At 73.3% G+C, this 13,037-nt stretch carries 9 protein-coding genes, 1 tRNA gene and 1 pseudogene; 2 read left to right on the forward strand and 9 right to left on the reverse strand.

The window, feature by feature from the left end; translation table 11 throughout:
- Window positions 1-33: 33 nt before the first annotated feature.
- From ACFYV5_RS13645 to ACFYV5_RS13660, 4 genes are all read right to left on the reverse strand, one after another.
- Window positions 34-1,626, reverse strand: a complete 1,593-nt coding sequence (locus ACFYV5_RS13645; protein ID WP_389168120.1) for a class I tRNA ligase family protein — start codon at window positions 1,624-1,626, stop codon at window positions 34-36.
- Window positions 1,623-2,135, reverse strand: coding sequence for a cupin domain-containing protein (locus tag ACFYV5_RS13650; protein WP_389168122.1), 513 nt, complete (start codon window positions 2,133-2,135; stop codon window positions 1,623-1,625). Before ACFYV5_RS13650 ends, ACFYV5_RS13645 begins: the two co-directional genes overlap by 4 nt.
- A gap of 195 nt (window positions 2,136-2,330) precedes the next feature.
- Window positions 2,331-3,242 carry a hypothetical protein gene (locus tag ACFYV5_RS13655; protein WP_389168125.1) on the reverse strand — a complete coding sequence of 304 codons (912 nt, stop codon included), beginning with the start codon at window positions 3,240-3,242 and terminating at the stop codon, window positions 2,331-2,333.
- Between the two features lie 4 nt (window positions 3,243-3,246).
- Window positions 3,247-3,453 (reverse strand): hypothetical protein, encoded by a 207-nt coding sequence (locus ACFYV5_RS13660; RefSeq protein WP_355113194.1) that lies wholly within the window; start codon window positions 3,451-3,453, stop codon window positions 3,247-3,249.
- Between the two features lie 200 nt (window positions 3,454-3,653).
- On the opposite strand from ACFYV5_RS13660, the gene ACFYV5_RS13665 reads away from it, so the two are divergent.
- Window positions 3,654-4,763 (forward strand): LuxR C-terminal-related transcriptional regulator, encoded by a 1,110-nt coding sequence (locus ACFYV5_RS13665; protein WP_389168129.1) that lies wholly within the window; start codon window positions 3,654-3,656, stop codon window positions 4,761-4,763.
- A gap of 413 nt (window positions 4,764-5,176) precedes the next feature.
- On the opposite strand, the gene ACFYV5_RS13670 is transcribed toward ACFYV5_RS13665, so the two are convergent.
- A complete protein-coding gene (locus ACFYV5_RS13670) occupies window positions 5,177-5,530 on the reverse strand; it encodes a hypothetical protein (RefSeq protein WP_389168132.1) in 354 nt (117 codons plus the stop codon).
- Window positions 5,531-6,269: 739 nt separating this feature from the next.
- On the opposite strand from ACFYV5_RS13670, the pseudogene ACFYV5_RS13675 reads away from it, so the two are divergent.
- Window positions 6,270-6,449, forward strand: a pseudogene (locus tag ACFYV5_RS13675) (integrase); the annotation flags it as partial.
- Between the two features lie 47 nt (window positions 6,450-6,496).
- On the opposite strand, the gene ACFYV5_RS13680 reads toward ACFYV5_RS13675, so the two are convergent.
- The 4 genes from ACFYV5_RS13680 to tmk all read right to left on the reverse strand — a co-directional run bounded on the left by ACFYV5_RS13680 (window position 6,497) and on the right by tmk (window position 13,006).
- Window positions 6,497-6,570, reverse strand: a tRNA-Thr gene (locus ACFYV5_RS13680).
- A 97-nt stretch (window positions 6,571-6,667) separates the two neighbouring features.
- On the reverse strand, window positions 6,668-8,212 hold the full coding sequence (locus tag ACFYV5_RS13685) for an alpha/beta hydrolase (RefSeq protein WP_389168135.1): 1,545 nt from the start codon (window positions 8,210-8,212) through the stop codon (window positions 6,668-6,670).
- A gap of 95 nt (window positions 8,213-8,307) precedes the next feature.
- Complete coding sequence (locus ACFYV5_RS13690; protein WP_389168138.1) at window positions 8,308-9,510, reverse strand: DNA polymerase III subunit delta'; 1,203 nt, start codon at window positions 9,508-9,510, stop codon at window positions 8,308-8,310.
- A 106-nt stretch (window positions 9,511-9,616) separates the two neighbouring features.
- Window positions 9,617-13,006, reverse strand: a complete 3,390-nt coding sequence (tmk, locus tag ACFYV5_RS13695) for a dTMP kinase (protein WP_389168140.1) — start codon at window positions 13,004-13,006, stop codon at window positions 9,617-9,619.
- Window positions 13,007-13,037: the final 31 nt, after the last annotated feature.

Here is a 13,037-nt window from a genome sequence, read left to right on the forward strand (position 1 = left end):
CCGGACCCGCCGGCCCCGCCCCCCGCCGTGGACTCAGCCACTGAAGACCGTCCCCGGCCAGGCGGCCACCGGCGCCCCCGGGACCAGCGGCGTCAGGGCCACCGCGTCCACGGGCCGTACTGGCGGAAGGCCGAGGAACTCGGCCAGCCGGGCCGAGCCGTACGGCAGTGCCGGCGCGGCCCATGCCGACAGCGCGGCGGCCACCGCGAGCTGCGCGGAGAGCGCGGCGCGGTACGCCGGGGCGCCGTCCGGCCGCTCCGCCTCGAAGCCGTTGACGTATCCGAAGTCCTCGGCCAGGGCCACCACTTCGTCGAGCAGCGCGACGGCGCGCCGGGCATCGTAGCCCTCGACCCCGTACGCCTCCCGCAGCTGACCGACGGTCTCCGTCAGCCGGGCGCGCAGCCGCTCCCAGGCCGCCCCCTGCGGCGCCTCCTCGGGGACCACGCCCCCGCCCTCGGCGACGGCGGTGAACAGCCGGCCCAGCCAGCCGTCCCACCGGTCCGCGAGCCGGGCGCGGCTGATCTCCAGGGCGGCCGAACTGAAGCTGGTCTGGCGACCGTTGGGCCGGTCGGAGAGCACGTGGTAGCGCAGGACGTCCGCACCCGTGCGGGCCAGCTCCTCGTGCGCCCAGATCGCGTGGCGACGGCTGGTGGAGAACTTCAGCCCTTCGAGCCGGTAGAACTCGTTGACCACGAAGGCCTTCGGCAGCGCGATCCCGGCGTCGTACGCCCGGAACGCCGCGGGGAACAGCAGGGCGTGGAAGTAGCCGTTGTCGAAGCCGAAGAACTGCACGGGCGCGGGCGCGGGGCCGGTCTCCCCGGCGCCCGTCCACTCCTGCAGATAGCCGGGGGCCATCTCGAACCACACGTAGATCCGCTGCTCGGTGAAGCCCGCCACCGGCACCGGCACGCCCCACTCGGAGGGGTGGCTGACGGCGATCTCCGGCAGCCCCTCGGCCCGCATCCGCTCGCAGAGCGCCCGCAGGTGGGGCGGCATGTCGACCTCGGCCCAGAAGGCGTCGAGCTGCTCCTCCCACGGCGCGAGGGGGAAGTAGAGCCGCTCGCAGTCGCGGAGTTCGGGGGTGGCGCCGCAGCCGGTGCAGACGGGGTCGGTCAGGTCGGCGCAGTCGTTGGGGCGGCCGCAGGGCTCGCAGGCGTTGCCGTTGGAGCCGGAACCGCAGTGCGGGCAGTCGCCCTTGAGGTACGCCTCGTACAGCCAGCGCTCGCAGCCGGTGCAGTACGGCAGCGGCCTCGTACGGGCGACGATGTGCCCGGCGTCGTACAGCCGCTGGAAGAACTCCTGCACGGCCGACGCGTATCCGACGTCACGGCGCGGGCGGACGATCGCGTCGAAGTCGGCGCCGGCCTGCCGCCAGACGGACTCGATGGAGGCGCCGTAGCCGTCGGCGACCTCCTCACCCTTGCGCCCGCCGTCGTTGAGGCCGCGGACGGGAACGTAGCTCTGGTGGTCGTCGAGGCCGGTGGTGTACCGGACGGTTCCGGCCCCTTCGGCCACCAGGAAGCGGCGCAGTACGTCACCGGCGAGGTACGGGCCGGCGAGGTGGCCGATGTGCAGGTCGCCGTTGGGCGTGGGCGGGGTGGCGGTGATCCAGTGCGTCGCGCTCACGCGGCGACCTCCTCGTTCTCGGTTGCGGTACGGACGGCGGGCTCGCGAAGCGGCCAGTAGAGGGAGACCCAGCTCAGCTCCTCGTCACCCGTGTTGTGGACGACGTGCTCCTGGTTGCGGGGCAGGACGACGATGTCGCCCGCCCGGAACGGCGGTTCGAGCTCGCCGTCGAGGGTCACGCTGCCGGTCCCGGCGAGGATGATCATGACCTCGTCCTGGTTGTGGCAGTCGGGGTCGGAGTCGCCGCCGGGCTTCAGGAAGCAGGCCATGGCGCCGACCGGCGGCTCCTTGTCCCCGCCGGGCCATGGGATCAGCCGCTGGCAGGCGAGGCCGAACTCCTCCTCGGCGGAATTCCGGTCGATGCGGAAGCGGTTCGGGCTGCGGTCGGCCATGGCCTCTCCTGTGCGGTGGACCCGCCGGACCGGCGGGGTGGTGGGGGCGGCGCTGCCGTACGGGGTGACGGCGACGGCCGGCTCTCCCGGGGGCAGGATGGGTGCGGTGAAGGGCATACGGGACTCCTGAGGCGGTCGGCGACGGCGGAGGGCGCGCGGGACGGAACGCGCTACGGAACGCGCCACGGACGGCGCACGGACGGACCACGGAACGGGCGGCGGCCGGGGCAAGGCCGGAGATGGCGGTTCAAGGGGGGTGACGAGGGCGGGCGGTCGGTCGTCGGTCGATCAGCGCCCCGCCTCCTCTCCCCCTCAGCTCACGCCGAGCCCTCGTACCGCCGCCACCGGGATCCGGGCGAGGCCGGCCATCACCTGGCGCGGCCCGGCGTCCCAGCCGTACCGCCGCTTGAGCGGGGCGAAGTGGGTGGCGATCAGTTCGAGGAGCGGACCGAGATCGCTGGGTGCGGCCCCGAGCAGGGCGAGCAACTGCTCGGTGCGGGTGACCCCCGCCCCCGGACCGATCCCGTGCACGGCGGCGTCCTGCCAGGTGGCGCCGGCGCTGCGGGCCACCACGGTGTTGTGCAGGGCGAAGCCCTGGTTGTCGTGGGCGTGGATGCCGACCGGCGCGGGCACGGCGGCGCGGGTGGACTGGACGAGTTCGATGACCCGCTCGGGGCGGAGCGAGCCGAGCGAGTCGACGAGGAAGACGGCGTCGAGCGGACCGAGCGCCGCCGTCTCGGCGAGACAGCGGTCGAGCTCCGGGTAGGAGGCGAGGTCGATCTCGGTGAGGAGGAGGCAGACGCCGAATCCGGCTTCGCGCAGCCGGCCCAGCGGAGCGGCCGCGCGGGCCACCTCGTCGTAGCGGACGGCGACGCGCACCAGGCCGACGGGGAGGGGGGCGGTGGCGATCCGCTCGGCGATCCGGTCGGCGGCCGCGGCCGCGGGTCCGTCCCCCATGGGCAGTTCGGCCGCGTCGAGCAGGACCGCGAACCGCGGCCCGTACCACTGGGTGGGAGCGACAAGAAGGAGATCGGGAAGAAGATCAGGGAGGAGGTCGGGAAGCGGACCGCCCGTCCGGCCGGCCGGATCGTGTACGGGCCCCAGCTCGATCACGTCGATGCCGATCCGCGCGCAGACCGCGAGGTAGTCGGCGACCAGCTGCGGTGACGGCGTGGCGCCGATGAGCTGCCCGCTGGTGCGCAGGGTGCAGTCGAGCAGGGTCATACGGTCATCCCCAGCCGGTGTCGTTGGTGCCCGGGCCGGGGGCCGGAGCGCCCCAGCCGGTGTCGTAGGTGCCGCTGACGACCGACGCACCCCACCCCGTGTCGTCGGTGCCGGCGCCGCTGCCCGCCATCTGCGTTCCGGTGACGGTGGCCAGGCCCGCGAAGGCGGTGATCAGGGTGGCGTACACGGTGGTGCGGATCCGCCGCTTCATGTCGTCTGCTCTCTCTTCCGATGAGTAAGTCCGGTGGTTTTCACGGGTTGTGCGTGGCTCGCGTGCTTCACGAGCTCTGTGAGCTTTGACCTTGTGGGCGGTGAGATGAACGTATCCGGGATTGCATGACTATCGGGCGGACCGCATGGCTCATTAGGCTGCATGGCAGCAACAGGACGCTGTCACAAGCGGGGGTAAAGGTGGCGATACCAGACAGAAGTGAGAGGCCCGAGGGCCTCGCGAGCGGCCCTGGGGGCGGCTTCGCGGTCGGCCTCATCGGCGCGTCCTCGGGGGACGGCCTGCCGGATGGGCTCGCGCCCGACGACCCGCCGGCCCGGGTGTACGTGACGGTCCTGGGGCGCGACCCGGACACCCCCGCGCACCCCGCGGACCTGGCCGAGGAACTGGAACTCCCGCTCGCCCGCGTGGAGTCCGCCGTGTCGGCGCTGCTCGACATGGGCCTGCTGCGCCGCACCCCGGAGCGCGGCGTCCTGCCGGTGCCGCCGGACGAGGCGGTCCAGCGCACCCTGGGCCCGCTGGAGCGCGAGATGCGGGCCCGGCGCCTCCACATGGAGCGCACGCGCGAACAGTTGATGGCGTTCATGCCGCTGTACGAGACGCACCTGGCCCGGCTGACCCATCTGCGGCAGGCGGAGTACGTGGAGGTCCTCACCGATCTCCGGGCGGTCCGGGAGGCCATCACCGAACTGGGCCGCACCTGCGAGAGCGAGGTCATGACGGCCCAGCCGGGCGGCGGCCGACGCGCCGAGGTCCTGGAGGAGGCGGTCGCCCGCGACGAGGAACTCCTGCGCCGCGGCGTCCGGATGCGGATCCTCTACCAGCACACCGCCCGTTTCTCCTCGGGCACCTGCGCCTACGTCGAGCGGGTCGGCAGACTGGGCGCCCAGGTGCGCACCCTGGACGACGAGTTCATGCGGATGCTGGTCTTCGACCGCACGACGGCGGTCATCCCCGTCCCGGACGACCCGAACGCGGCGGTCCTGATCCGCGAACCGCACGTGGTCTCGTTCATGGTGGGCGCCTACGAACGACTCTGGCTGGAGGCGCTGCCGTTCGAGACGGAATGGGACCGCCAGACGATCATGGACATCTCGGACGAGCTCAAGCAGACGATCGTCCGCCTCCTCACGGAGGGCCTGACGGACGCCGCCATCGCCCGCCGCCTCGGCCTCTCCGTCCGCAGCTGCCGCCGCCACGTCGCCGACGTGATGGCCGCGCTCGGCGCCGAAAGCCGCTTCCAGGCGGGCTACCTCCTGGCCCAGCAGGAACGCGAGCAGCCGACGGGATAGGCCGGGAAACCCCGGCGCGGAAAGGATCCGCACCGGGGTTTCGGCGCTGGGCAGGGGTATCCGCGCCGAGTTGCCGCGTCGCCGAGTTCAGCTACGGCAGCGACCCGCGCCACTCCGGATGCCCACCCGCGGCGGCTCTGACGTTGTCGCCCCTGCGAGACTCTTGGTGGACCGCGTCCCATCCGGGCAGCAGTTCCGCTGCCTGATGCTGCGCGTGATCAGCCGCCCGCCGCGCTTCGGCGACGACGTCACCACATTCGCGTACCAGGTCCTCGTATATCGGCGAGAGATCGTTTCGAGTGAAGCTGCGTGTCACAGTCGACCCTTCGGCTGCCGGCACTTCCGCGCCTGATCGTTGGTGGGAAGGCGCCGGCGGCAACGGTTCGTGGCGATCGATAAAGGGCGGTCCGCTGTCAGGCTCGGTTGAGCCGGGCAGCGATCCCATGGCCGATCAGCAAATACAAGACGGCCGGAAGACCATAATTGAGGGCGACGCGTAGACCCTCTGTGTCCATCGTGAAAATGTCCCGCGCCCACCAGGCCAGCCGGTCCGCCGTTCCCCGCACGAACTCGACGAACACATTCGCCTGGTTCGCGTCGAGCAGGAACAACAGGATCCACAGGCCGAGCAGACCTGCCGCGACGTCGGCGACCGTGCAGACGGCGAGGGCGGTGCGCCGCGTGGCGGCCTGCTGACGCACGGAGCGGTCCGACCGCGCGGACCGGTCGTGCGTCTGGTATCCGGGGACCGGGTCGATGTTGCTCACAGGAAATCCGATCGACGTAGTGCCATGTCGGCGCGCTCGCTCCAGGTGTCGAAATTCAACCCGGATGTCGTCGCCCGCTTCTTCCTGCTTCTGCGTTCCGCACGCGCCCACTGTTACACCGCCGCGCACGAGAACCCATTGCGGGCGGGAACGGAGAAGGAAAATACGGACTGCCGAAACGGCCACCCAACCCGGTTATGTGCGTCATTCGTGACCAAGTCATGAGGACACCAAGTACGCGCCCTCATAAGGGTGCAGAGGGAGTGACCACCCATAGGTCGACCGCAAGGGCCGCCTGAAGCGGGCCAAGCCCTGCCGCCGCTGCAAGGGCCACGGCAAGCGCCTGCGCCTCGGCCGCCGCCTCACCAACCACAGCCGCGCCGTCCACCCGGCCGGCAACCGCTGACCAACGTCGTGGGACCGGTGGCCGCCCACCTTGTCGCGGACTCGCTCAAGAGCAAGGGCTCGCCAGCACGACCACCGGTCCATGTCCCCAAGCTTGCGAGCACCCGGGGCCCGCGCAGCCTACCCGCCCATCTCACCCAGTGATCAAGGGAGTTTCGGCATGGCCATCACGGTCTCGCTCGTCGCCCTGTTCGGGCTCGTCCTGTTCTTTCTCCTGCGCTCCCACAGCCTCACTCCCGGCGCCGCCGCACCCCGTCCACCGACCCCTGGGCCACGACCGGCGCGTACAGCGACGAACCGCCGTTCTAGGGGTGACCGTATGAACAACCACCCGCGGCGATATGTGAAGGGTCGGTCCGAGCAGTCCAGGGATGCCATGAAGCGCATGGGAGACACGTTCCTCCCGCAGCTCCGTCCCCCGGCCCAGAAGGCACCGCAGGTCCCGACTGAGACCAGAACTGAGACCGAGGACACTCGCGCGGCCCGCTCCCGCCGTCGCCGTCGCATCCGGTAAAAGCAAAAGCCCCAGGTCACGGCGAGTGAGTCCTGAGGCTTCTACAGAGCCGCCTTCGGGATTCGAACCCGAGACCTACGCATTACGAGTGCGTTGCTCTGGCCAACTGAGCTAAGGCGGCATGCCGTGCGTTCCCATGGTGGGTGCAGCGGCCTCGCCAAGTCTACACAGTTTCCGGGGGTGCTCCCGACCACCCTCCGCGTGGCCCGCGCCACCCCTCACGTGCAGCGCTTGCCGTCCTTCGGGACCGTGCCCTCCAGGAGGTACGCGTTGATCGCGGTGTCGATGCAGTCGCTGCCGCGGCCGTATGCCGTGTGGCCGTCGCCCTCGTAGGTCAGCAGGTTTCCGGAGGCCAGTTGGTCCGCGAGGGACTCGGCCCACTTGTAGGGGGTCGCCGGGTCGCGGGTGGTGCCGACGACGACGATCGGGGGTGCGCCCTCGGCGGTGATGCGGTGCGGGCGGCCGGTCGCCGGGGTCGGCCAGTAGGTGCAGTTCAGGGCCGCCCACGCGAGGCCCTCGCCGAAGACGGGCGACGCCTTCTCGAAGGACGGCACCGCCTTCTCGACGTCCGCCGGACCGCCGAAGGCGGCGGGGAGGTCCAGGCAGTTCACGGCCGCGTTGGCGAACATCAGGTTCGCGTACGAACCGTCCGCCTCCCGCTCGTAGTAGCTGTCGGCCAGGGCGAGCAGGCCCGAGCCCTCGCCGCCGATCGCCCGGGTCAGCGCCTCGCGCAGCTGCGGCCAGGCCCCCTCGTCGTACATCGCGGCGATCACCCCGGTCGTCGCCAGGGACTCCCCCAGCGCGCGGCTCTCGCCCGTCGGCACGGGCCGGGCGTCGACGTCACGGAAGAAGGTCTTCAGGTTGTCGCCGGCCGCGGCGACGGACTCGGTGCCGAGCGGACAGTCCGGCATCGTGACGCAGTCGGCCGCGAACGCCCGGAAGGCCGTCTCGAAGCCCGCGGTCTGGTCGCGGTTGAGGTCGATCGCGGGCAGCGACGGGTCCATCGCCCCGTCCAGGACCAGCCGTCCGGCGCGGGAGGGGAACAGCTCGGCGTAGGTGGCGCCGAGGAAGGTGCCGTACGAGGCCCCGACGTAGTTCAGCTTCCCGTCGCCGAGCACCGCCCGCAGGATGTCCATGTCCCGGGCCGCCTCGACGGTGGAGACGTGCGGCAGGACCTTTCCGGAGCGCTTCACGCAGCCCGCCGCGAACCCCTTGAAGGAGGCGGCGAGGGCACGGGTCTCCGAGGCGTCGTCGGGGGTCTGGTCGACCTGCGTGTACGTGTCCATCTGCGGGCCCGTCAGGCACTCGACCGCCTCGCTGCGGGCCACCCCGCGCGGGTCGACGGCGACGATGTCGTAGCGGGCGCGGACGGGGGCGGGGTAGCCGATGCCCGCGTACCCCTGGAGGTAGCCGACGGCGGAGCCGCCGGGGCCGCCGGGGTTGACCAGCAGCGAGCCGATCCGCTTGCCGGGGCCGGTGGCCGCGGCCCGGGAGACGGCCAGTTCGATGTCCCCGGCCTGCGGCTTCGCGTAGTCGAGCGGTACGCGGAGTGTGGCGCACTGGAACTGCGGCACACCGCAGTCGCGCCAGGTGAGCTTCTGCCCGTAGTAGCTCCGCAGGGCGGGATCGGGCGTCGCGGGCGAGTGCGCGGAGGACGGCCCGGCGGGGGCGGCGGCGTCGCTTCCGCCCGTACAGCCGGAGAGGATCAGCCCGGCGGCCGCGAGGGCCGTGGCGGACATGCGGAGCAAACGCCTGGAGTCCATCCCCGGAGCGTATCCGTACGGGTACGGACCGTGTCCAATCGCCCGTCCCGGCCGCCCGTCCATCCGTCCGCCGTCCATCCGTCCGCCGTCCGTCCTCAGTCGCGCAGAGCCATCGTCATCGCCTCCACCGCCAGCAGCGGGGCGACATTGCGGTCCAGCGCGTCCCGGCAGGCGAGCACCGCCTCGATCCGGCGCAGCGTCCGCTCCGGCGCGGTGTCGCGGGCGATCCGCTCCAGGGAGTCCCGTACATCCTCGTTGGCGATCGGCGTGCGCGCCCCGAGCTGCAGGGCCAGCACATCGCGGTAGAAGGCGGTGAGGTCGGTGAGCGCGAGGTCCAGGCTGTCGCGCTGCGTACGGGTCTTGCGCCGCTTCTGCCGCTCCTCCAGCTCCTTCATCGCCCCAGCCGTGCCGCGCGGCATCCGCCCGCCCTGGCCGCCGCCGAGCGCGGCCCTCAGCTCCTCGGTCTCCTTGGTGTCGACCTCCTCGGCGATCTGCTTGGAGTCCTCGCCGGCCGCGTCGACCAGCTCCTGGGCCGCCTTGAGGCAACCGCCGATGTCCCCCACGCGCAGCGGGAGCTTCAGGACGACGGAACGGCGGGCCCGGGCCCGCTCGTCGGTCGCCAGTCGGCGGGCGCGGTCGATGTGCCCCTGAGTGGCCCGGGCGGCCGCCGCGGCGACCTGGGGCTCGATGCCGTCCCGGCGTACGAGCACGTCGGCGACCGCGTCCACCGGCGGCGTCCGCAGGGTCAGGTGGCGGCAGCGGGAGCGGATGGTGGGCAGCACGTCCTCCAGGGACGGCGCGCAGAGCAGCCACACCGTGCGGGGCGCGGGCTCCTCGACGGCCTTCAGGAGCACGTTGCCCGCGCCCTCGGTGAGCCGGTCGGCGTCCTCCAGGACGATCACCTGCCAGCGGCCGCCCGCCGGCGAGAGCTGAGCGCGCCGGACGAGTTCGCGGGTCTCCTTCACACCGATGGAGAGCAGGTCCGTGCGCACGACCTCCACGTCGGCGTGCGTCCCGATCAGCGCGGTGTGGCAGCCGTCACAGAAGCCGCATCCCGGCGCCCCGCCCAGCGCCCGGTCCGGGCTCACGCACTGCAGCGCGGCCGCGAAGGCGCGCGCCGCGGTCGCCCGGCCGGAGCCGGGGGGGCCGGTGAACAGCCAGGCGTGGGTCATCTTGGACGTGTCGGGGTCGGGCTCACCCGCCGCGTGGGAGGTCACGAGCGCGTCGGCGTCCCGCGCCGCGGCGGCGAGCTGCTCCTCGACCCGCGCCTGTCCGACGAGGTCGTCCCATACGGCCATGTCTGCCCCTCCTCAGGTACGCCCTCCATTGTGGGGGGCGCCTCCGACAACCCACGACAACGGGTCGCGGGCAGAGGCCCGCGACCCGTTGTCGTGGTGGTGAGGGTCAGCGCCGGCGGCGCCGGCCGTCGTCCTCGTCGTCGTGCGGGCCGAGCAGCTCGTCCGCGAGCGACGGCAGGTCGTCGAGCGGGGTCTCCTCCGCCCAGTCGGAGCGGCGCTTGGGACGGCCCTGCTCGTCGAGCTGGGGCAGCTCGCGCGTGCGGTCGTTGGAGCCCGCGGACTCGGCCGGGGCGGCGGGCCGCTCGTCCCGGAAGATGCCCTGCGGCACCCGGTCCGCCGGGCTCGCGTCCCGTACGGGCGGGAGCACCGCGGTCTCGTCGGCGTCGCGCACCGGGCGAAGGACCGTGGTCTCCTCCTCGGGCCGGACGCCCGACCGGCCGTCCGGCCGACGGCCCGGCCGATCCTCCGGCTGCTCGTCCGGCCGGACGATCGGCGTGGCGACCGTGACCTCGTTCGGCGACACGATCGGCACGACCTGCGTCACCTCGTCGGGTGCCGAACCGGACCCCGAACCGGACCCGGAATCGGACCCCGAACCGGACCCGGCATCGAACCCCGAACCGGACCCGGCACCGGACCCGGCATCGGACGCCCCAGCGGATCCCGCATCGGACGCCGAGCCGGGCCTGACGATCGGCGTCGGAACCGTGAGCTCGTTCGCCGACATCTCCGTCTCGGTCGCCTTCGCGGCCCGGGCAGCCGCCTCGGCCTCCGCGGCCTCCCTGGCCGCCTTCTCCGCCTCCGCCGCCCTCCTGGCCTCCGCGGCCTTCGCGGCCTTCGCCACGGCTGCGGCCTGCGCGGCGGCCTTCGCCTCCGCGGCCTCCCTGGCCGCCTTCTCCGCGGCTTCCGCCGCGGCCTTGCGCTGCGCCTCCTCGGCGGCCCTCGCCGCCGCGGCCTCGGCCAGACGCCGCGCCTCCTCCGCCCGCAGCAGGGCCTCCTCGGCCTTGCGCTGCTTCTCGCGGCGGCGCTCCTCCGCCTCGGCGCGCAGCCGGGCCTCTTCCTCGGCCTGCCTGCGGAGCCGTTCCTGCTCCTCGCGGCGGGCCTTCTCCTCGGCCTCGCGCCGCTTGCGCTCCTCCTCGGCGGCCAGCCGGGCCTCCTCGGCCCGCCGACGCGCCTCCTCCGCCTGCCGTTCGGCCTCGCGGCGCCGCGCCTCTTCCTCCTCCTGGCGCTTGCGCTCCTCCTCCTCGGCACGGAGCCTGGCGAGCTGCTCCTGGCGCTCGCGCTCCAGCCGCTCCTCCTCCGCCTTGCGGGCGGCCTCCTCCTCGGCGCGGCGCCTGGCCTCCTCCTCGGCCTTCCGGCGCGCCTCCTCCTGGGCCTTCACCTCGGCCTCGGACAGCGGCAGCATCCGGTCGAGCCGGTGGCGTACGACGGTGGTCACGGCCTCCGGCTCCTGACCGGCGTCGACGACGAGGTAGCGGCCGGGGTCGCCGGCGGCCAGCGCGAGGAAACCGGCCCGCACGCGCGCGTGGAACTCCGGCGGCTCGGACTCCAGCCGGTCCGGGGCCTCGGTGAACCGTTCCCGCGCGGTCTCCGGAGCGACGTCGAGCAGCACGGTCAGATGCGGGACGAGGCCACCCGTGGCCCAGCGGTTGATCCGGGCGATCTCGGTCGGGGAGAGGTCGCGTCCGGCGCCCTGGTAGGCCACGGACGAGTCGATGTACCGGTCGGAGATGACCACCGCGCCCCGCTCCAGGGCGGGCTTGACCAGGGAGTCGACGTGCTCGGCGCGGTCGGCGGCGTACAGCAGCGCCTCGGCGCGGTTCGAGAGTCCGGCCGAGGAGACGTCGAGCAGGATCGAGCGCAGCCGCTTGCCGATCGGGGTCGCGCCCGGCTCGCGGGTGACGACGACCTCGTGGCCCTTGGCGCGGATCCACTCCGCGAGCGCCTCGGCCTGCGTGGACTTGCCCGCGCCGTCGCCGCCCTCCAGGGCGATGAAGAAGCCGGTCGCGGCGGGGGCCTGGGCCGGGTCGGCGCCGCGCAGCGCGTCGCGCAGGTCGCGGCGCAGCGGTACGCCGGCCCGGTCGTCGGTCTTGGCGAGGACGAGCGCGGCGACGGGCAGCAGCAGCGCCCCGACCAGCATCAGCGTGAAGGCGGCGCCGCCGTGCGCGAAGACGAAGCTGCCAGAGGCGAGGTGGTGCGGTCCGATGGCGGCGGCGAGCAGCGGGGCGCCGAGCGCCCCGAGCGCCATGCCGACCCGGGCGACGGCCTGGAGGTGCGCGGTGACCCGGGGCTGCCGGCCCTCCTCGATCTCCTGGTCGATGAGGGCGTGGCCGGTGTTGGCGGCCACACCGGCCGCGTACCCGGCGAGTACGGCGAGGAACAGGACCGTCGCCGTGTCGGGCACCAGACCCATCGCGAGCAGCGCGATGCCGGTGACGGTGATCGCGAGGGCGAGGAGCCGGCGGCGGGAGAAGGCGGGAAGGACGGACCCGGCCGTCCGGATGCCGACCCCGGTGGCCCCGCTCAGCGCGAGGATCAGCAGCGCGAAGGTGACCGGGCCGCCGTCGAGATCGTGGGCGTGCAGGACGGCGACCGCCGCGGCGGCGGCGATGGCTCCGGCGACGGTGGCGCAGGCGAGGACGAGCAGCGGGACGGCGCCCGTGCGGCCCTTCTCGGCGGAGGGCCTGCGCAGGCCCTCCAGCGGCGAACGGGGCCTGGGCGTCTGCCCGCCCGGCAGCTCGACGGCGTACAGCACGGCGAGCGAGGCGGCGAACAGTCCGGCGGCGACGTACGCGCCGAGGGCGGCCTGGTGCGCGGAGAACCAGTCGACGCCCGTGCCGAGCAGGTTGCCGACAAGGGTGGCGACGAGGAGCGCGGCCGCGGCGGCCGGGACCGCGAGGAATCCGGTCCGCAGGGACAGCCGGCGCAGCGCGTCCAGGTGGTCCGGCAGGGGCCGCACGGATGCGCCCTCCAGCGGCGGCGCGGGCAGCAGCGCGGGGGCCGCGCCCTCCTTGGCGACGGTCCACAGCCGCTCGGCGGCGCCGGTGACGAGAACGGTGCCGAGCAGGAACCACAGCGCCGTGTCCGGCACCCAGTCGATCCACAGGGGCGCGATCACGAGGAGCGCGATCCGCAGCCCGTCGGACCCGATCATGGTCCAGCGCCGGTCGAGCGGTCCGCCGGGCCCGGTCAGTGTGGTGAGGGGGCCGAGGAGGACGGCGCCGAAGAGCACGGAGGCAAGGAGTCGTACGCCGATCACGGCGGCTACGGCGAACGCCGCGCCCCGGTAGCCGCCTCCGAGGGCTCCCTCGGACACGGCGGTCTGATACCCCAGCAGCACCAGGACGAGGAGGGCGAGCGCGTCTCCCGTCCCGCCGACGAACTGCGCGCTCCACAACCGTCGAAGGGGCTGATGGCGCAGCAGCGCGCGGACGGCACGCTCGCGGGAGTCGGCGACAAGGGCGGCATCGGACTCTGGCTGCTCTGCTCGCGTCATCCGTCCACCCTATCCGGACCCCTTCACTCCC

The organism is Streptomyces sp. NPDC003035 (assembly GCF_042888285.1).
GTDB lineage: Bacteria > Actinomycetota > Actinomycetes > Streptomycetales > Streptomycetaceae > Streptomyces.